The organism is Chryseolinea sp. H1M3-3 (assembly GCF_029360725.1).
GTDB lineage: Bacteria > Bacteroidota > Bacteroidia > Cytophagales > Cyclobacteriaceae > Chryseolinea.
In genome coordinates this window covers 603,357-624,292 of sequence record NZ_JARKMY010000010.1, presented here as the reverse complement: position 1 = coordinate 624,292, position 20,936 = coordinate 603,357, and the positions used below count along the sequence as shown (strand labels likewise).

At 42.1% G+C, this 20,936-nt stretch carries 19 protein-coding genes; 14 read left to right on the top strand and 5 right to left on the bottom strand.

Translation table 11 applies throughout. The features are described from left to right. Positions 1–45 precede the first annotated feature (45 nt). Positions 46–783, bottom strand: coding sequence for a lysophospholipid acyltransferase family protein (locus P2W71_RS19490; RefSeq protein ID WP_276372993.1), 738 nt, complete (start codon positions 781–783; stop codon positions 46–48). A 153-nt stretch (positions 784–936) separates the two neighbouring features. Further along, the gene (locus P2W71_RS19485) at positions 937–1,254 is read right to left on the bottom strand and encodes a hypothetical protein (protein ID WP_276372992.1); all 318 of its coding nucleotides are present in this window, start codon (positions 1,252–1,254) and stop codon (positions 937–939) included. Between the two features lie 133 nt (positions 1,255–1,387). Between P2W71_RS19485 and P2W71_RS19480 the strand changes: the two genes are divergently transcribed. From P2W71_RS19480 to P2W71_RS19455, 6 genes are all read left to right on the top strand, one after another. Beyond that, positions 1,388–2,578, top strand: a complete 1,191-nt coding sequence (locus P2W71_RS19480) for an RsmB/NOP family class I SAM-dependent RNA methyltransferase (protein WP_276372991.1) — start codon at positions 1,388–1,390, stop codon at positions 2,576–2,578. A 145-nt stretch (positions 2,579–2,723) separates the two neighbouring features. Next, entirely contained in the window at positions 2,724–3,611 is an 888-nt protein-coding gene (locus tag P2W71_RS19475) for an SUMF1/EgtB/PvdO family nonheme iron enzyme (RefSeq protein WP_276372990.1), read from the top strand. 72 nt (positions 3,612–3,683) lie between these two features. After that, complete coding sequence (locus P2W71_RS19470; RefSeq protein ID WP_276372989.1) at positions 3,684–5,021, top strand: Gfo/Idh/MocA family oxidoreductase; 1,338 nt, start codon at positions 3,684–3,686, stop codon at positions 5,019–5,021. A 156-nt stretch (positions 5,022–5,177) separates the two neighbouring features. Next, the gene (locus P2W71_RS19465; protein ID WP_276372988.1) at positions 5,178–6,098 is read left to right on the top strand and encodes a TIM barrel protein; all 921 of its coding nucleotides are present in this window, start codon (positions 5,178–5,180) and stop codon (positions 6,096–6,098) included. A 122-nt stretch (positions 6,099–6,220) separates the two neighbouring features. Next, positions 6,221–9,079, top strand: a complete 2,859-nt coding sequence (locus P2W71_RS19460) for a CHAT domain-containing tetratricopeptide repeat protein (protein WP_276372987.1) — start codon at positions 6,221–6,223, stop codon at positions 9,077–9,079. Positions 9,080–9,269: 190 nt separating this feature from the next. Beyond that, positions 9,270–10,265 (top strand): aldo/keto reductase, encoded by a 996-nt coding sequence (locus tag P2W71_RS19455; RefSeq protein ID WP_276372986.1) that lies wholly within the window; start codon positions 9,270–9,272, stop codon positions 10,263–10,265. A gap of 214 nt (positions 10,266–10,479) precedes the next feature. Here P2W71_RS19455 and P2W71_RS19450 read toward each other — a convergent pair whose 3' ends face one another. Next, on the bottom strand, positions 10,480–11,007 hold the full coding sequence (locus tag P2W71_RS19450; RefSeq protein ID WP_276372985.1) for a TIGR00725 family protein: 528 nt from the start codon (positions 11,005–11,007) through the stop codon (positions 10,480–10,482). A gap of 53 nt (positions 11,008–11,060) precedes the next feature. Further along, a complete protein-coding gene (locus P2W71_RS19445) occupies positions 11,061–11,552 on the bottom strand; it encodes a DUF2007 domain-containing protein (protein ID WP_276372984.1) in 492 nt (163 codons plus the stop codon). A gap of 54 nt (positions 11,553–11,606) precedes the next feature. Between P2W71_RS19445 and P2W71_RS19440 the strand changes: the two genes are divergently transcribed. Continuing rightward, positions 11,607–12,131, top strand: a complete 525-nt coding sequence (locus P2W71_RS19440; protein ID WP_276372983.1) for a 5'(3')-deoxyribonucleotidase — start codon at positions 11,607–11,609, stop codon at positions 12,129–12,131. A gap of 4 nt (positions 12,132–12,135) precedes the next feature. Here P2W71_RS19440 and P2W71_RS19435 read toward each other — a convergent pair whose 3' ends face one another. Next, the gene (locus P2W71_RS19435) at positions 12,136–13,812 is read right to left on the bottom strand and encodes a beta-xylosidase (RefSeq protein ID WP_276372982.1); all 1,677 of its coding nucleotides are present in this window, start codon (positions 13,810–13,812) and stop codon (positions 12,136–12,138) included. Between the two features lie 155 nt (positions 13,813–13,967). On the opposite strand from P2W71_RS19435, the gene P2W71_RS19430 reads away from it, so the two are divergent. The 7 genes from P2W71_RS19430 to P2W71_RS19400 all read left to right on the top strand — a co-directional run bounded on the left by P2W71_RS19430 (position 13,968) and on the right by P2W71_RS19400 (position 20,791). After that, on the top strand, positions 13,968–16,736 hold the full coding sequence (locus tag P2W71_RS19430) for a VWA domain-containing protein (RefSeq protein WP_276372981.1): 2,769 nt from the start codon (positions 13,968–13,970) through the stop codon (positions 16,734–16,736). A gap of 127 nt (positions 16,737–16,863) precedes the next feature. Next, positions 16,864–17,376 carry an RNA polymerase sigma factor gene (locus tag P2W71_RS19425; RefSeq protein WP_276372980.1) on the top strand — a complete coding sequence of 171 codons (513 nt, stop codon included), beginning with the start codon at positions 16,864–16,866 and terminating at the stop codon, positions 17,374–17,376. A 4-nt stretch (positions 17,377–17,380) separates the two neighbouring features. Continuing rightward, positions 17,381–17,854, top strand: a complete 474-nt coding sequence (locus P2W71_RS19420) for a hypothetical protein (protein ID WP_276372979.1) — start codon at positions 17,381–17,383, stop codon at positions 17,852–17,854. A gap of 70 nt (positions 17,855–17,924) precedes the next feature. Beyond that, a complete protein-coding gene (locus P2W71_RS19415; RefSeq protein WP_276372978.1) occupies positions 17,925–18,458 on the top strand; it encodes a DUF4252 domain-containing protein in 534 nt (177 codons plus the stop codon). Positions 18,459–18,535: 77 nt separating this feature from the next. After that, positions 18,536–19,036 carry a DUF4252 domain-containing protein gene (locus P2W71_RS19410; RefSeq protein WP_276372977.1) on the top strand — a complete coding sequence of 167 codons (501 nt, stop codon included), beginning with the start codon at positions 18,536–18,538 and terminating at the stop codon, positions 19,034–19,036. A 51-nt stretch (positions 19,037–19,087) separates the two neighbouring features. After that, entirely contained in the window at positions 19,088–19,984 is an 897-nt protein-coding gene (locus P2W71_RS19405; protein WP_276372976.1) for an ABC transporter ATP-binding protein, read from the top strand. 3 nt (positions 19,985–19,987) lie between these two features. After that, a complete protein-coding gene (locus P2W71_RS19400) occupies positions 19,988–20,791 on the top strand; it encodes an ABC transporter permease subunit (RefSeq protein ID WP_276372975.1) in 804 nt (267 codons plus the stop codon). Positions 20,792–20,936 lie beyond the last annotated feature (145 nt).

The window sequence follows — 20,936 nt, the reverse complement described above, 5'->3', positions numbered from 1 at the left end:
ACAGATATGGCGCGGGTGTCGCGAAGGCACTCCGTCATATTCGTGTTATTTGTTCTCCACGATCAATTGTTTCATCGCCTCAAAAGTTTTTTGTTTTAGCGCGGCTTGGTCGTTTGTTGTTAACCCCTTGGTTGGAATTTCAGGTCCGACAATGACTTTTACACGGCCGGGTTTCATGCGAATGGTTCCCGGTGGCATCAACGGTCCCGCACCAACGACAACCATAGGCAAAATTGGTTGCTGTGTATCAATGGCAATTCTAAAGGCGCCATCTTTAAACGGCTGTAAAAGTTCTTTTGACCGGTTTTGAGTTCCTTCCGCAAAAAGCAAAATTGACGTTCCTCGCGATAATATCCTTTTAAGTTTATCCATGCTTTTTTTTCTGCTTTCTGCGCTGGAGCGATCTACAATTACGGCAGCTGACTTAGCAATCCACCCAAACACGGGAATTTTTAGTAGTTCTTTTTTTGCCAGTGGTTTTTTCTCACCTGGAATGATCATCCAAAGACCGGGAATATCTAAAAATGAAGTATGATTGCTGACGTAAATGTAAGATTGTCCCTTTCTGAAATTTTTCTGTCCGTAAAAATCATAACGGATAAAAGTCAGCATACTAAAAATCCATGACCATAGCCATAAAAATTTTCCGCCTAGCCAACCAAATTTCTCACCTAGCATGAAGGGAATAATGATGCCGGGGAGTAACAAGATCATGAACACCGTAAAGACAAGAAATACCCAGAACGCATAGAGCTTAAGCAGGATCCAATTCAGTTTTTTCAACACCGGCGCAATAAAAATTTGCCGAAAGTTCTGAAAGTTTGTTGAACATGCAAGATGTCGGAGATAAGTAAAAGTTATTCATTAAAAGACGGTCTCTCAAACCTCGGTTCAAATTATCAATAAAGTTGTGTTATCGCTAATTGAAGCGTGTCATCATTCAATAACCTCAAACTCTGAAAATACGGAATGAAACTCTTCTACATTCACAGGAATTTCATAATCGCAGACAGAACTAAATTTTCCCCAAAGTTCCTGGACGGCTTTATTTTCATGGGCATTTGCAATCGCTTCTGCGGATATCCATTCAAAAATTTCAATGATGCTTCCATCCTTCGCTCTCATTACAATCGGGCTTTTTTTTGTTGCTAAATTTTGTTGCCGAAGAATGGAAATATGTTCACGTACCAGTTGAATCACCTGTTGGTCCATTCCTTTTTTTGGACGATAGATGACAATCACGCCGCGACTCATAGTGGATTTGGTTTATTGTTAAGGATAAAGTTAACAGAACACTTTCAAATGTAATGGAGTCAATTTTGAGACGTAGTCACTGTGATTTCTTATTAACTTTTCTCTATTACCCTAAAAGGCTATCTTGCCGGCCATGAAACTCTTCGTAAATCTCGCCCGTGCGGTTATTAGTGCTTTGGAAATGATATTTGAACAAAATAGATATGCCGATAAAGTCATTGAAAAAATCTTGAAGCAAAACCCTAAATGGGGTGCACGCGACAGAAGATTTATCGCTGAGACCACGTACGACATTGTGAGATGGTATCGCTTCCTTCAAAATATTACGGAAGCAAAGGAAAATGAATATTGGAAATTACTCGGCGGGTGGTGCGTGCTTAATCAAATTCCTTTACCCGATTGGACCGAGTTTAAGGATTTATCGGAAAAAAGAATTCTGGAGCGTAATATAAAAATGAAATCCGTCCGCAGGTTTCGTGAATCCATTCCCGATTGGCTGGATGCCCTGGGCGAAAAGGAACTGGGAGGACGTTGGGAAAAAGAATTGCATGCATTGAATGAAGAAGCACATGTGGTACTTCGCGTTAATACATTAAAAGTTTCGGTTAAAGATTTACAACGCACGCTTCACGAGTCTGATATTGAAACGGATTTTTTACGCGATTCTCCGGATGCTTTAGTACTTGCTGAACGACAGAATATTTTTAGGCATCCAACATTCAAAGAAGGATTGTTTGAAGTCCAAGATGCGGCTTCGCAGTTCATTGCACCTTTTTTGCGTGTCAGTCCGGGCATGCGTGTAATCGATGCGTGTGCGGGTGCGGGCGGGAAAACGCTTCATCTGGCAGCGTTGATGAAAAATAAAGGCCGCATCATTGCCATGGATGTTGAACCAATTAAACTAGAGGAATTACAAAAACGCGCTAAAAGGGCAGGGGTCAATAACTTGGAAATCAAAGTCATTGAATCGTCCAAAACAATCAAGCGATTAGAAAACTCTGCCGATCGTTTGTTGCTGGATGTACCTTGTTCGGGGCTCGGTGTTTTGAAAAGAAATCCTGACGCCAAATGGAAGCTCTCGCCTGCCTTCATTGAAAATGTTAAGGAGCTGCAGCAACACATTCTTCAGGACTACTGTAATATGGTAAAGAAAGATGGACTCATCGTTTACTCAACTTGCAGCGTGCTTCCCTCTGAAAATGAACAGCAGATAGAAAAATTTATGGCAAATAATGGCGAAAAATTTGAACTGCTGGAACAAAAGCACAGTTGGCCATCGGAAGGATTTGATGGCTTTTATATGGCGCTTCTTCGCAAAAAATAGGACTTAATTTTCCCGGACAGAACCTGTTGCCACAAAAATCGCATTTGAATACCTTTAACCTTAAACCAAGATAATGCATTCGTATTTAAAGCTTGTTTTCTTCCTTATAGTTTCAATCTCCTGTGTTCAACTGCCAGCGCAAAACTTGAAAACGTACGAACAGGATTTACCGGGCGCTGCAATTAAATTTAAAATGGTGGCCATTCCCGCCGGTACCTTTACCATAGGCAGCCCGGTATCGGAAGCTGGCCGTGAAGAAGACGAAGGCCCTCAAAAAAAAGTGACCGTATCCAGTTTTTGGATGAGTGAGCATGAGGTGACTTTTGCTGAATGGGATGCTTTTTTTAAAAGCATGGATGTGCCACAAACAAAAGCAATCGCAGTCGATGCAGTGTCACGCCCGACAGCACAATACATAGATCTGACTTGGGGAATGGGACGCGATGGCAAACAACCTACAAACAGCATGAGTCAGGCTGCAGCCATCATGTATTGCAAATGGTTGTATGCCAAGACGGGTATCTTTTACAGGTTGCCTACAGAAGCTGAGTGGGAGTATGCATGCCGTGCCGGTTCTACGAAAGCTTTTTCTTTTGAGGACAATCCACAGCGTTTAAAGGAGTATGCATTTTTTAAAGACAATAGCAACAATAAATTTCAGAAGGTCAACCAACTCAAACCAAATGCCTGGGGACTGTACGACATGCTGGGTAATTTAAGTGAGTGGACGCTCGATCAATATGACCCACAGGCATATGAAAAACTTTCAAACAATGCTAAAGACCCTCTTGTCCCTGCAGGCTCACGTTATCCACGGGTGGTTCGCGGAGGATCGTATCTTTCAGACGCAAAAGAATGCCGCTGCGCTAACCGGATACCGTCGTTGACGGATTGGAACAAACGTGATCCGCAAATTCCAAAAAGTCGCTGGTGGCTAACCGATGGCATGACCGTGGGATTTCGACTCGTAAGACCGGCACAACAACCTTCCAAAGAAGACATTGAAAAGTTTTTTGCCCTATATTTAAAGTAACTTAAGGAGAATCAACGTAGATCTTCCTTCCTGGTGCCGACCCTATTACAAACAGAAATAAATAAATGCCTTATGAAATCAACAAACGAAACAAGTAAGACTTCGCGTCGCGAGTTCGTCAAGCAGTCATCGATGATGGCGGGAGGTCTTTTAGCGGCCCCTTTAATGTCGCACGCTGGCTATTTTAATTCAGTCGACGATACCATAAAAGTTGCTGTGATTGGCTGCGGTGGTCGTGGTACTGGTGCTGCTATGCAAGCTTTGTTAACCAAACAGAACGTTAAGCTTGTGGCCATGGCGGATGCTTTTCGTGACCGCCTGGACGAATGCTTTAACGCGTTAACGGATGAAAATAATGAAGAGGGGAATGTTAAATCTAAAGTAACGGTAACGGAAGCCACCAAGTTTGTTGGATTCGACGGATACCTCAAGGCAATCCCTTTGGCAGACGTTGTGATACTTACAACACCTCCGGGATTCCGTCCTATTCATTTCGCGGAGGCTGTAAAGCAAGGCAAACATGTTTTCATGGAAAAGCCTGTAGCAACTGATCCAGCCGGTGTAAAAAAAGTATTGGAAACTGCTGAGATCGCTAAACAGAAAAAATTAAACGTCGTCGTCGGCCTTCAGCGTCATTATCAAAACTCATATCGTGAATTATACAAGCGTGTTCAGGATGGAATGATTGGCGATCTAACGTCCGGACAAGTATACTGGAATAGTGATGGCGTTTGGGTTAAAATGCGTGAGAAAAACCAAACCGAAATGGAATACCAAATGAGAAACTGGTATTACTTCAACTGGTTGTGTGGCGACCATATCAACGAACAGCATATTCACAACATTGATGTGATGAATTGGTTCAAGGGTGGATATCCTGTAAAAGCACAGGGCATGGGCGGCAGGCAAGCGCGTACCGGAAAAGATTTCGGTGAAATTTATGATCATCACTTTGTGGAATTTCAATATGCAGATGGAAGCATTATGAACAGCCAGTGCCGACATATTAAGGGTACTTATTCAATTGTGGATGAAACATTGGTAGGGACTAAAGGCACTGTGAAATGTGGCGCCGCACAAATCGTACATAAAGGAAAAACACTATATCAGTACGATAAGAAATTGGAAAACAATCCGTATCAATCAGAACACGATGAACTGTTTGCCGCCATCGCTAAAGGAGAATACAAATTTGCAGATGCAGACAACGGAGCCAAAGCAACCATGACTGCTATCATGGGAAGAATGGCCACGTACTCTGGAGAAGTAATGGAATGGGACAAAGTTTTGAACTCGGGTATCAGCATTATGCCAACTAAGTTTGCATGGGATGCAAACCCACCAACGCTACCAGATGCGAACGGACTATATCCTATCGCGACACCTGGCCTGACAAAATATTTTTCTTGATAATTAAAAGTTCTCGGACCGCACGTCGCAGCCCGAGAACTTTTCTAACATTGCGGCGCCGCCTAGCTAACTATGACTGTTCTCAGACATAGCGCAAAACTTTAATCTCACCAAACTTCAACACTTCGAACTTTAACACCCCAACACTCCTTGCCCATGAACAGAAGAAACTTCCTTCAACGCGGACTAGCCGCAACAGCTTCCACAACAGTAATCGGAAACGCGGTTGCCGCAGATACAATACAAGGTCGTTCCCAAACGTCACAACAAACGTTCAAACTAAATTATGCACCGCATGACGGTATGTTTGCCAGTCATGCTGGAAAAGATTTTGTCGAACAAATTAAGTTTATGCACGAGCAGGGTTTTCGTGGTATCGAAGACAACGGTATGCTTAAGCGCTCCAAAGAGGAACAGGATAAAATTGCCTCGACGCTATCCAAGCTCGGCATGACGATGGGAGTTTTCGTTGTCGATGGCGGTGATAACTGGAAAGTATCTTTGACAACAGGCAAACAAGAGTTCAAAGATAATTTTGTAAAAACTTGCAAGCAGTCTGTTGAAGTTGCTAAACGCGTGAATGCGAAATGGCTGACGGTTGTTCCTGGTTTTTATGAGAGAAATTTGCCCATAGGAATACAAACCGGAAATGTCGTAGATGCGTTGAGGATGGGCGCAGAAATATTCGAACCACACGGACTCACGATGGTACTTGAACCACTGAGTGATACACCAGATCTTTTTCTCCGTTACTCTGATCAGACGTATGAAATATGTCGTGCCGTGAACAGTCCATCTTGCAAGATTCTTTTTGATATATATCACATGCAGCGGAATGAAGGAAATATCATTCCCAATATTGAAAAGTGCTGGAGTGAAATCGCTTACTTCCAGATTGGAGACAACCCAGGTCGCAAAGAACCAACAACCGGGGAAGTCAATTATAAAAATATCTTCAAATATGTCTATGACAGGGGCTACCGCGGAATTATGGGTATGGAGCATGGGAACGCTAAACCTGGCAAAGAAGGCGAATTAGCTTTAATTAAGGCATACAGGGAAAGCGATAGCTTTTAAAAATTCCACTTAGGGCAGTCACCATTTTTAGGTACCTGAATATAGTTGCGAAATTTTTTCGTTTTTGAAACCTTCCATCGGGTTTTAGAGTAAATTTGATACCCCTAAAATTTTAAAAGGCCATGAAGGTGTTAATTGGTCGTCTCCTTTTCTTACTGTTTGTTTTCTTGTCTGTTACAGGAAAGGCGCAACTTTTCAAAGACCTTGGAAAAAATGCTGCTGAGAAAGCAAAAGCGCTTAACACAAAAGAGAATCGCGAAAAGCTTGTAAACTCGGTGATGGGCGATATGGAAAAGGCCCGTGCCGAATTTGATTCTACAGATTTTGATTACGCTATTCTGCTCAGTGACAATTCTGGATTATTTGATGTAAAAGAAAAAGGGGAGGGCTCCGCCAAAGTAACTTCTGTGCTTAGCCTGGGTGCAGGCCTCATAAAAAATGCCGAGTTGTCGGCAAAAGACAGAGCCAGAATTCAACTTGATATTGGCGAAGTACTTTATGCAAACTCCAAATTTACATTGGCGGAAAAAAAGTTTGCGTTGGCTAAGAAGCTTTATGAACAAGATTCCCTGCAGTCTGAAATGGGATATTTGAAAACCATTTCTAACCAGGGATTATTGTATGCTACCATGGGACGCTTCACGCAAGCGGAAGAGTTCACGGCACAGGCATTAAAACTAAGACAAGAAAGGTTCGGACCTACCAATACCAGCGTGGCTGCCTCGCTCAATAACTACGGTGTGCTTAAATATAATCTTGCACAGTACAACGAAGCGGAAAAGGATTTTGAAGCTGCCAACGCGATCGTAAAAGAAAATGGGCTTCTCTCTTCCATGACCTATGCCATTCTCTTGAACAATCAAGCGATGCTCTTTCAGGCTATCGGAAGATATGAAGAAGCCGATGCGGTATTTAAACAAGCCATCGCTATCGCGGAAAAATTGCAAAGCAGCAAATCAAAAAATCACCTGAAATTCATGTCCAACCAGGCATTGCTGTATCGACAAATGGGAAAATACCCAGAGGCCGAAGCAATATACCTGGGCATGGAAAAGAGATTGGGTAAGAATAATCCTGATTATGCCAGCATGTTAAATAACCAGGCAGCGCTGTACATGGTAATGGGAAAGGAAGACAAAGTTGAAGAGCTTTTAAAAAAATCGGCTGCAATTTATAAATCGAATTTTGGGGAGGATAATCCTGCTTTTGCTCAAGCAACCAGTGATCTGGGAAATTTTTATCGCTACAAAACCAGGTATGCTGAAGCTGAGCCTTTGCTTGAAAAAGCATTGAAGATTCGCGAGACAACCCTGGGTAAGAGTCATCCACAATACGCTCAATCACAGGAGGATCTTGCTATTTTGAATTGGAAGAAAGCTGCGTGGGACAAAGCACTGCCGTTGTATCAGGAAGTCATGAACAAGTCCCTGGACTTTATCAATCAGTACTTTCCACCCATGAGCGAAGCCGAAAAAACTAAATACTGGGATGTACTTTCTCCTCGCTTCCAAAGATTCTACAATTTTGCACTGGAAGCCAGTGCGCAAAATCCTGGGGTGATTGAAGATTTGTATGACTATCAGATTGCAACGAAAGCCCTATTGCTTAACAGTACGAACAAAGTCAAGCAGGCAATTCTTTCCAGTAAGAACGCACAGTTAATCAAAGATTATATTTCATGGCTTGATCAAAAAGAAACGCTCGCCAGACTGTATGCCTACTCCAAGGAAGAATTGAAGATTCAGAAAATCAATCTTGATTCATTGGAGAATGCGGCAAATGCCATGGAGAAAAATTTGTCAGCGAAGTCTGCTGACTTCTCTTCAGGGTATTCTACCCAGAAATTAAGTTTCAAACAAATTAAGAGTTTGCTTAACGATACCGAGGCCGTTGTAGAGATCATTCACGTGAAAAAATTCGATCAGAATTTCACCCAAGATTCAAAGTATGCTGCCTTGATTCTAACCAAATCATCTGATGTTCCCAAATTAGTCATATTGGAAAACGGACAGCAGTTGGATACGCGATATTCCAAATTCTATCGCAATGCCATTCAACAACGAATTGTTGACGAATACTCTTATGACCAATACTGGACGCCGATTGAATCTGAATTGAAAGGGAAAAAGCTAGTTTACATTTCTCCTGATGGCACCTATAATCAGCTGAATTTAAACACACTTAAAAAGCCGGATGCTGACTATGTGATTAACCGTTATGACATCGTTATCATTGGAAATTCAAAAGATCTCATTGGCCTAAAAGCTAAGAAGCCTAAGGTGATTAAAAAGAATGCAACACTCCTTGGTTTCCCTGATTATGGGCCTGGAAATGTTGCCGTACTGCCAGGGACAAAAGTCGAACTCGACGGTATATCGAAAGTACTTAAAACGTCGGGCTACCAGGTAAAGCAGTTCATGCAAAAAACAGCGACGGAAGCTAACCTCAAATCAGTAAAAAGTCCTACGTTAATGCACATAGCTACGCACGGATATTTTTTAAAAGACACAGAAAGCCAGGGTTTAGCTTTTGGTGTTTCGATGGAGAATGCTAATGACAATCCGTTGCTTCGATCTGGTCTCATGTTAGCCGGCGCAGGCGCCACGGTGAGTGGCACACGAATGCCAAACCTGGAAAGCAACGACAACGGTATTCTCACCGCCTACGAAGCCATGAATTTAAACTTGGAAGGAACGGATTTGATCATATTAAGTGCGTGTGAAACAGGTCTTGGTGATGTCAAAGCAGGCGAGGGCGTTTATGGGTTACAGCGCGCTTTCTTAGTCGCAGGCGCCGACGCACTCATTATGAGTCTATGGAAAGTAGACGATGCGGCTACGCAACAATTAATGTCGAACTTCTACGCGAACTGGCTTAAATTGGGTAATAAGCAGAAGGCATTCAAGCAGGCCCAACTTCAGCTCATGGCGAAATATAAGGAGCCATACTATTGGGGTGCTTTTGTAATGATGGGTATGTGATTTGAAGTTGGATAATCTCCATTCATTTCGCTGCGACTTATTTGAGTCATCATTTAAACTTTAGGATCACTTACTTCAGTTGCCTGATCGGCAGACTTCTCACCGATTACCTTTGGCCGATCACCACTCAGCATCCGGATATTGCAGCTTAACTTCATACTTCGTATATCGCAATTCTGAAAATCGAACTATGGAATTAAAAGCACTTGGAACATCATCTGTAAAAGTTACGCCTATTGCCTTTGGTGCATGGGCAATTGGAGGTTGGATGTGGGGTGGCGCTGAAGGTCAGGCGGCTATAAAAGCGATTAAGACTTCATTAGATGCTGGAATAACAACTATTGATACGGCTCCGATTTACGGATTTGGAAAAAGCGAAGAGCTTGTAGGCCAGGCGTTGCAAGGCATTCCCCGCGATCGTTATCAGATACTCACCAAGTATGGAATGAACTGGCGTTCAAACAAGGGAGAATATTTTTTTGATTCCATTGATAATAGTGGAAAGCCTACAAAAATTTATAAGTATGCCGGCAGAGATAGCGTATTGCAGGAGTGCGAGGATAGTCTGCGGCGACTTAAAACCGATTACATTGATCTTTTGCAAATTCACTGGCCAGACGCCACCACACCAATCGGCGAAACTATGGAGGCGGTAGCAAAACTCATTGAGCAAGGAAAGGTTCGTGCTGCCGGTGTCTGCAATTATTCCGTAGCACAGGTTGAGGAAGCGCTGAAAACTGTTAAGCTGGCTTCGAATCAGGTGCCTTATAGCATGATACATCGCGCTATTGAAAAGGATGTAGTACCTCAGGCAATCGCGAATAAAATGAGCATCATCCCGTATAGTCCCTTACAACGTGGGTTGCTCACGGGAAAGATCAAACGAGATCACAAGTTTAATGCAGGCGATACGCGTGAAGGAAACAGATTTTACAAGCCTGAAAATATCGATCGCACCAATGCATTCCTTCAAAAAATAAAACCTGTCGCCGATGGATACGGTGTTTCATTAGCACAACTTGTTATTAACTGGACCACCAGGCAACCCGCTATGGATTGTGTATTGGTAGGGGCGAGGGATGATAAACAAGTGCAGGAAAACGTTAAGTCACTATCCTTCAAACTATCGGATGATGAAATAAAAACAATTAGAATACACGCGGAGGAATTGATGTTGGTCGATTAGTGGCAATGAAGAATAGGACCGCCACCATCAATGCAAATAACCGCGGATAACACAGAGATAATACCGCTGAGAATCCAGCGCTTCAGGTACCTCTGCGTGTATCCCTCCACGTCCACTGCGGTTAAAGGAACATGAAGCGCTATACCGCCATTGGCTACAACCACTCACCTCAATCTCTAACCCGTATGCTACCTTTCAAGATTGAACGTGCCAGTCAATCCTGGCCATCCGTTGACCCAACGCCCTGATTCATTCCTACATATTCTTTAATATGTTGAATGGTCTCGGCAACCGTTTTTGCCAATAATACATTATACGTTCCTAAGTTCTTGAAGAACCGTATGGTAATCTCGTCCTGGTTAAGAAGGATAATTTTTTTTCGGGACTTTAATGCAAGCGCTACTTCGGACGCCGTGCCCGACGCCATTCCTAAAACTACTATCAAATGGCTCGACAGCACGCTAATATAATTCCGCCCGCTTCCCATGCTGGTGACGATCTTTATCTGGGCGTGTTCGGACGAATTTTTGTCGTTATCACCAGGCAGGATTCCAATGGTAAGGCCACCTGCTTCAACGGCGCCCTTCAATGACGCGTCCATGATGCCGAAGCTTCTTCCTCCCGTTAAGGTTATCCATCCTTGTTTGGCGATTTCCCTTCCAAGGTCATAGGCCATTATGTTCTCGTCGGGTGAAGCATTTTCGCCCGGGCCCATAACACCGATAATTATTTTTCCAGACATATTTATATGATCAAGCTGCAAGATAATTTGCCAGCGGAAAGTAACAAATTCGCTTACTCATTAAACTCGAATTCACAATCCAGGCAGCGGAAAATCTTTTTATGCGGAAAGAAAATACCAAAAAACAAAGTATTCAAGGCCGATCCAAAGGTTAATGATAACTTCTTAGGAAAATCACGTTCTATTTTTCTTGACTTGCACCGAGGACATCGGAGAACAGAATCATCGTCAATAACCAGGTGATTTTCTTCCAAGATGTGCTTGGCTCTCGCCTGATCGCGGGCAAACAGATGAAGTCTGACATTAAAGTTCATCAGGCTGCTGGCCCCGGGATAAAGGTTTGCCATGTTTTCCTCCGTTAGGAAACATGGAATACCATACGCATCGAGCTTTGCTTTAATAATATTCGCCTCAATGGACGTCTCAAATTTTCTAAACACTACAATTTCATCCTGCTCATCCATTCCTAGAAAAATTTCATCTTTGTGTAAGTGAATATAACTAAAACCAACAATGAAAATTGATTTATCCGGGATTCCGGGCATGGCAATCTCAGTCTATGTCCTTATTACAAACTTCAACCCACTCACACTTCAGCAATGAAACGGCTAATTATCGATATGGACGACGTGATAGCAGATGCCACGGGTCAGTTTATCCAATTCTATGAAAAGGAATTTGGTGTCCGTGTAACGCGTGATAGCCTGAATCATAAAGACGAAGGCTTGGGATTTCCGGCACATCATCATGAAGTTATTCAACAATTTCCATTCCGCGAAACTTTTTTTCAAACCATGATCCCGCATGAGGGAAGTCAGGAAGCGCTCGAAAAATTGAACAAAAAATACGAGCTGTTTATTGTTTCTGCTGCCATGCAGTTTCCACAGTCGCTCATTGAAAAGTTTAAATGGCTAGCGGAGTATTTTCCCTTTCTTCATTGGAAGCAAATTGTTTTCTGCGGAAGTAAAGCGGTGGTGCATGGAGATTATATGATCGACGATCTTGCTTACAACCTGGAGACGTTCAACGGCGAGAAGTTTATTTTTACCGCTCCGCACAATCTACACATCGACAAATACAGGCGACTGAATAGCTGGAAGGAAGCAGAAGAAATATTTTTATAGCGCTTCACCATTCTAGTTTCACGAGCGAAACACTTTGTCGCGGTAGTTCAACGGTTAAAGTTGTTGTGCCTGCGGAAATTTCTTTCCAGACTGGTGATGTAAAAAGCTGAAGCTGCCCGGCCTTTTCCAACGCGTTGTACTGTTGCGCGGTCACTTGTTGTGGAGAGCCTATTTTTTTCCAGGCTTCGTAAGCATTGCTGTGATGTTCATCAATTCGATAGTGATGAATGCGCACTTTCTTCGCCGGAATATTTTTTAATATCAGGTCGATGGTCGCAGGACTGGTTTGAAGATCGTCGTCATGATAATTCCAAAGCATAACAGCTACCTCGCGATCACTTTTGCTGGCGATCCCGTGAATGTCTGTTTTGTTACCACGTACGCCCTGGGCAATAATTTGATCAGCCGTGAAATGACCGTCATTGCCAACTTCTAAGCGAGTCTGCGGCATTAAACCAAACATGCGGAAAACGTTCAGCACCGGTTTGTCAACTCCATTCGTGGTCAGATCACGGAATCCGTCAAACCACCGTTGGTTTTCAAATTCGAATGCCCACGTCACCGCACCAATTAAATTAACTTTATGTTGAGCAGCGAGGTCGAAGATTCTCGCATACGAAGACGCTGTATAACTGGAGTACATTGTTCCATTTCGATATCCGTTTTGCGGATTCTTTTCCATCGAACATGCAGCACACCCTTCCGGATCACATTCACCGATGATGACAGGTAAATTCTTGAATGCATCAAATGAAGTAATTGTCTGAAATCCCACGGAGATTGCCTTTAATTGTGGGGACATATCCATGCGAATATGCCCGTCTACAACCGAGGGATTTCCTTTGGCATGAAATGCAATAAAATCAATAGGTGAACCAATGGTGCCAGTTGCATAATTTTTTCCGCTAGCACAATGCGATAAAAAATCGCGAAGGTATTTTTCTGCTGCCGGTGAATTTGGGTTGGTAGTGTGTGGTCCGCCGAACTTGCAATCGGCGCAAGCACGTTTTACACCTTGCGCTGCATAATCATATAGTTTGCAAAACTCTTCAAAGGTACCTGACCAATACTTGATGTTCGGTTCATTCCAGGTTTCCCAATACCAGGTTTTTACTTCCTCGAGTCCATAACGGTCAATGGAATGCTTTACCCATTGAAAGATCAACTCTTCCCATTTCTTGTAATCTTTTGGAGGATATGTCCAGCCGGTCCATAGATTTCCTCCGTCAGACCACGTGTGCTTATAAGGTTTTGGATGCGTAGACAACGCTTCAGGCATAAATCCAATTTCCATTAACGGTTTCATCTTTCGTTGTATGTAAGTATCAACAATTGAGTCCACAATCGTCCAATTGTAAATTGGTCTCCCTTTTTTATCTTGCGTGTAAGCGTTTGTTGATCCCCACTTCAATTCCGCCTTGCCATCGCCGGAGGTCAACAAATTATGGGTTCTGACAAATACTGGTACGTGACTTAACTCGGAGAGCTCTGTTAATAGTTTTTCCCCATCTTTCATGTAGGTGTAGTTCGGCTCATCATATCCAAACCACGACCAAATTGGCCGCAGTTCGCCGCGTTCAGCAGATAGGTCGACCGTTATAGCGGATCTTTGTTGTGCAAACAATGAGGCGGTGTTTAACAGGATAAGGAAAAGGCCTCGGGCAACGTTGATATTTTTCATATGGGATTGAATTTACAAAAAACAGGTTAGTTCTGATAAAATTATTTACTTAACGTGGGCTGCATCACCCGATTAAGTTTACCCTCCGACGATCGTAGTAATGGAACCGGTGTATTTTTATTATTTTTGTTAACCCTGCGTGATGGGTTTCATATATGCGATTGCTAATACCTTTCCTTCTTTTTCAGATTCCAATTTTATCTACCGCCCAGATTTCTGCTGTCCAGCAAAAGGCGCTTAACAGTTATGTAGAATATGCAAACAGATCCGCTGAAGAAGTGGAGGCAGTTGTTAAAAGTATCATTTCATATTATCCTACTATCCATCAAAAACAATCCTGGGGTGCACCAAGATATACTTGTCCCATTCAACTGGAGGATTATTTTTTGAATGAAGCAAGAAAACAAAGCAAGGGTTTGTCGCCTGTTCTGTCAACGGCACTGAATACCAAACTCAACGAGTTGAGGGATGAAGCTGAACAGGTTGACGCGAAATGTAAAGCACTTGACACCTACCATAAACTCGAAGATTATAAGCAAGATAATTTTGCAAAAGCAATAACGATAATTAATGAACTTCAACTACTGGTGATTGACTATCGAAAAAAGCAAGCAGCATTGCAGTCTGAGTTGGAAACTGGATACAAAAAGCTAACAGCTGCTTCCACCCAGAACGCGAACCATAAGGCCGATGCCATGATGCGCGCTCAAGTGGCGAAAGAAAAAGTGTTTATCGATTCATGGTCATTCAATATTAAGGAAGAAATCCATACGGGGTGGTCTGTTGAATTATTACAACAAAGCATCCTGGAAACCGATGCACAATTAAGTGCTTTGCAAAAATTTAAACCTGTCCTTCAATACCCAGCCTCCAGTATGTGGACAAGTTTTCAAAGCTCTTTAAGTTCTGTGCTAAGTGCGAAGCGTGCAGGCCTTGATGAGTATAATTTCGAGGCAAAAAAATCCGACAAACATACGAATGATGTTTACCTCGAATTAATAAACTATTACAATGGAACACTGGTTTCCGATTACAATACGTTCATTCAGTTTGCACAGCAAAACGGCTACTATGGGCTGAAGTTGATAAAATATGTTCCCGCTTTTGAAATTCGAACGGCGGCCAAAGTCGTGGAAGTGGATGTTAAAAAATTTAAAGACATTCCCCGCAGTGCCATATCGATAGCTCCTATAAAGACAGCAATTCCAAAAACCGTTTATCAGTCTTTATCAAATTATGTGGATTTTATAAACGAGACGTGGAGTCAAACGAGACGACTCCAGTCAATCTTAAGTAGTTTTAACTCAACGGCATCATACTACAAAACATTGGAGACCTACAACCGTACAGGCGGCATGTCTTTTAACTATGAAGATTTTCAGCTTCCATTATCCCAGTATCAAAAAACACTTTCCGACAGCAAAGCACTTCCACCCTCAATATCAAAATCGTTAAATGAACAAACGGAAGTAGTGCTTAATATTTTGAAAGAGATGGACGACCTCAGTGCATCACTTGAAATTGAAACCAGTGAAAAGCGCTACGAAAAAGACCATTTGAAGAAAGTATATGAAATACTCGAACGCCAGAAGGTTTTGTTTGAGGTCTGGGATGAAAGAAAAGAACTCCTTTATGAGGACGTTCGAAAAGTATACGATGCCTATGCCATCTCCACCCCGGCGAACCCGTGGTATGTTTCAGGAAAAGCATTGCGTCAGTTAACCGATTTGGATCACGAAGGAGTCTTTACCGCGAAAGCATCTTATAAGAGAGGAGAATTCAACCCCATCTCTACTGAGAAAATTGATGGGTCTCTTCGTGAAGTTATTTCAAAGGAATATGAAAATATGAAAGGGATCCAAAAAATTGGTCGTAACAATGGGCTTTGTCCTTACACTCCTTACGAAGATCTTCCTGCAACGTCCAAATCGTTAAGTGAGGCGCTCAAAAAAGTAAAACCTTCAAACGCATCCCGATATCAGCATCCTTACTATTCAGTGATATATCATTACAATGATATTGTGGATGATTACAATAAATTTTGTGAATTGTCGAAGGAAGTACTTTTGTTAAAAACGGTCAAGCAACCTGAATTATTTCAAGTCCAATATCCGGATGCCAAGCCAGAGAAGGAAACTGCCTCACAGCGTTCAGGGGCACTCCCTAACGAGCACAAAGAAGTGAGCGCCGTCGTTACCAGTACCCCGACAGTTGAAAGGCCCAAGGAGGCTGAACATGCGGAAAAGAAAACGGATGTTTCCCAAGAACCACCGGTTCGTGTCGTGGAAAAAACAAAAGTCGTGCACGATACCGTCTACGTTGAAAGACGCGATACGGTTTATATTTCTGAGCCCGGTGAAAACCTCCGATCGATGGAAGGCTATGCTACCAACAACATGATATTGTTGTTAGATGTATCTGGTTCAATGAACGCACCTGAAAAACTTCCGCTGCTTAAAAAATCTGTGTTGGATTTATTGGCGATGATGCGTCCGGAAGATCGCGTTTCTATTATTGCCTTTTCTGGAAAACCCAAAGCACTCTTGGAATCGGTATCATTTAAAGATGAACAGAAAATCAAGAACGCGATAAATGAACTAAAGTCGTCGGGAAAAACCGATGGAAACGCAGGAGTGAAACTAGCCTACAAAGTCGCCGATGAAAACTATATCCGCGGGGGCAATAACCGGATCATCCTGGCCACCGATGGGGAATTTGGGTTGAACGACGAGACCCGACAGTTGATCGAGAAATTTTCAAAGGACGATATTTTTCTTACTGTCTTTAATTTTGGCAAAGGTGTGGGTGCATCAAAGGCCCTGGAAAGACTGGCTAAACTAGGAAAAGGCAATTACCGGTACATCTCTAAATCAAACGTTGATCTGCAATTGATCGGAGAAGCGAAGGCAAAGAAGAAGAAATAAGTATTTCGGACCATTTTAATGCCGCTTTTGCGATGCACACCCGCCGGGAGTGGCGCTCATGAAAAAACTTTCTAACTTGACTGTAACATCGTGCCTGCCTTGCCGTCTTGTATTTGAATTTGACTGAATGAACATCGAAGCGTTTCAAAACCGGGTTCTACCTGCAAAAAACAAGCTTTTTCGATTTGCGCTAAAATTTCTGGGCAATGAAGAGGAAGCCAAGGATGTAGTGCAGGAGGTATTTATTCGGGTTTGGAACGGACGGGATCAGATGAACGAGGTGCAGAATTGGGAGGCTTGGTGTATGCGCATCACTAAAAACCTTTCGCTCGACCGCATTCGCGCTGTAACCCGCCGGCAAACACAACCTATTGAAGATGGATATCATGTGTTGCATGAAAGTTTGTCGCCCTACGAATCTACAGAAATTCAGGAAAGCATGAATCGAATTGATCAGTTTATTGCGGCTCTTCCCGAAAAACAACGACAGGTTATCCACCTTCGCGACGTAGAGGGCTACAGCTACAATGAAATCTGTGACATCATGGAATTGGATATGAACCAGGTAAAAGTAAACCTGTTCAGGGCCAGGAATGCGGTGCGCGAGAAACTCATGAAGATCAATGCTTATGGACTTTAACAACATGGAAGAATTGCTGAAAAAATATTGGAATTGTGAAACCACGCTTGAAGAAGAAAAGCAGCTGCGCGAATTCTTTGGAGCAAATCATATTCCGGATCAGCTAAAAGACACTGCTGCACTGTTCCGCTACTTTGAGGAAGCGAAAAAAAAATCTTTAAACGACGTCGCTTTCGAGGGCCAGGTTTTGCGTAAGGTCAATCCATCCAGGGGCAAAGTCGCCAAATTGATTTACAATACCATGCGAATTGCGGCTGGCCTTGCCGTTGTAATCGCGGCAACTTGGTTTATTAGAAATGAAATAAGGGACACAACTCCCCAGGCAGTGGTAGATACTTATAATGATCCGAAGCTTGCCTTTGAAGAGACTAAAAAAGCCCTGCTTATGATTTCAAAAAGTTTTGGCACTGCCGAAGAACAGGCGCGCAAAATAAATATGTTCAACGAGGCTCAGGAAGAAATTCAAGGAAAAAACTAATCAAAAATGTGTAATGCTCTGGGAGCAGGGTAAGTAAAAAAACTCATTAAGAATTTAAAAAAACGTGTATATGAAAAAATTAATTGCGGTAGGAGTGGTGATGATTGTGGTGATGAATGCAGCAAATGCGCAAGATGCAATCTCAAAATTTTTTAGTAAGTACCAAACGGATGAGTCTTTTAGCTCGGTAACCGTATCTAGTAAAATGTTTGGGCTGTTTACAAATATGGAAGCAGACACCCCGGAAGACAAAGAAATTCTGGAAGCCATTAGTAAACTAAAAGGGTTAAAAATATTAGCGAAGGAAGACGCCCGTACTGCTCGTTCCCTATATAAGGAAGCATTTGTTTTAATTCCTATCAAAGAATATGAAGAATTGATGGCTGTACGCACAGATGACAAAGACATGAAATTTTTCATCAAAGAAACGGCAGGTAAAGTTTCTGAACTTTTGATGGTAGTAGGAGGAAACGAACAATTTATGGTAATGAGCTTGTTCGGTGAAATCGATCTTAAACAAATTGCACGAATAGGTAAAAAGATGGATGTTAAAGGTCTTGAGCATTTGGAGAAAATGCATGATGGGCATCCTAAAAAGCATTAATTGAGCGAAGGTGCAATAAGGCACCTTCTTTTTTTACTTTTTAGATCTCCAATCGTAAAACTTTTCGTTACAAAGATATGCGTTACACATTACTACTCCTGCTTGCAATTGTTACTATAGCGGTACAAGGCCAAAGCAAGACGACTGAAAAACTTCATAAGAACAACAGTGACGCCCGTTCTCTCTTCTTTTATAACAACACATTGAGAATGATCAATCAAAAGGAAGATAAAGAATTTGATTTGCTCATTAGAGATGTTGAAAAGATGAAGTTTCTGATGATAGAGAACAATAATTTCACAGGCGACGATTATAAAAAATTAATAAGCGGCTATAAATCGGAGTCTTTTGAAGAAATGATGACCAGCCGGATCGAAGGGAAAAATTTTGATGTTTATATGAAGGACGGAGAATCAAAAGGCATGGTGGTGACAGTGAAAGATTCTACTTATTTGTATGTTCTGGATATTGTTGGTAGTATCCCGTTAAATAAAATTTCCCAGGTCTTTAAGACCATTGAAGGGAGTGGTGAAATAGACAAGATCGTAGAAAAATTTACTGCAAAACATAAGCACTAATCTTGTAATAGTTCTTTTCATCCAGCGACTCATTGCAGTAAATAAAATTAAGTGGAAACAGTTCTATCCATTACAAATCTTACCAAGAAATTCGGCCGGCTGACAGCGGTAAATAACATCAATCTGGAAGTTAAGCGCGGCCAGGTTTTTGGTATGCTGGGACCCAACGGAAGCGGTAAAACAACTACGCTCGGTATGCTGATGAGTGTAGTGAATCCGACCGCTGGCGCTTTCAGTTGGTTTGGCGAACTTCCTTCGAATCAAGTTCGAAAGAAGATTGGCGCGGTACTCGAGCATCCCATTTTTTATCCCTACCTCAGCGGACAAAAAAATCTGGAATTGAATGCCATGATCAAAGAGTGTCCACCCGAAAATATTCCGAATGTATTGGAGTTAGTTGAATTGACAGAACGAAAGGACGATAAGTATAAGACGTATTCGCTAGGGATGAAGCAACGTCTGGCAATAGCTTCTGCGTTGTTAAATGATCCCACCGTTTTGATTCTCGATGAACCCACTAATGGACTTGATCCGATGGGCATTGCCGAAATCCGTGAGCTGATAAAGAAAATTGCTGCGAATGGTAAGACCATCATTTTGGCAAGTCATTTATTAGATGAAGTTCAAAAAGTTTGTTCTCATTTTGCAATTTTAAAGCGTGGTAATCTTATTCATACAGGACCGGTAGCAGATGCTAGCAAAGGAACTGAAACCATTGAAGTTCACGCCGATGTTGAAGGCCTTAATGAATTGTTATTGAATTTCGGAGGTACGTCGTCTATCGCGCGGGAAAACGGTTATTACCAGGTATCTCTTCGCGATAGCTTTAATAGCAAAGATTTAAACCGCTTTTTGTTTGAGCACGGCGTAGTTGCAGATCACCTGGTGACGAAAAGAAAAAGTCTGGAGAAGATGTTTTTGGAAATATTGGCTGAGGCAAACCATTAACTGATGTTACACTTACTTAAAATAGATCTAAAAAAACTCACGAGTTATCGTACGTTTTGGATTGTATGTGGATTGTATTTTTTGACATTGGGTTTTGGTGCAGCCAGTGGCATGGAACTGTTGAAATTACTGGCCAACACCTTCGAAAAATTTGGTCAGGAATTAAACATTAACAGGATACCGCTGTATCATTTTCCGGATGTGTGGATGAACCTGGTGTGGTTTAGCGGCCTGATAAAAATCGTTTTAGCTATTATGGTTGTTATCTCTATCACCAACGAGTATACGTATCGCACACTTCGTCAAAATATAATTGACGGAATGAGTCGTTCGCAATTCCTGCTTTCTAAAATTCTCACGAACGTGTTATTGAGTTTAATGAGTGTCGCGATGATTTTTGTAGTCGGTCTGGTGACGGGAATGATTTATAGTCCGGAAATTCGGATCAGCCAAATGCTTACTGATCTTGAATTTTTCCCTGCGTATTTTTTAGAAATATTCTTTTTCCTGTCATACGCACTCATGTTGGGCATTTTGATTCAGCGCTCTGGCCTTACAATTATTTTGTTGCTGCTTTCGCAAATGGTTGAGACGATCATTACAGCAAATATTGATAATTATGTTCCATGGCTCATACCTTATTTTCCAATGAAGTCAATCTGGAATTTGATCGAATTCCCATTGCCGCGATATGCATTTCAGGAGATTAAGGATTATATAACTTTTGGAACCGTTGTAACGGTTATTGCCTGGACCCTCGTGTTCAATTACATCAGTTATTTTAAGCTTAAGCGTGCGGATATCTAATTCCACTAAAGTCTCCTAAGCATTCAAAAGAATATGTTTTCGATGAGTTAAAGAAGAGGTCGACTGATTGATGTGGAAATTTTTACCCACACAATACCTTCATTTTTCTAACATCGACAACCGTCTCCTTCAACAAACGATCATC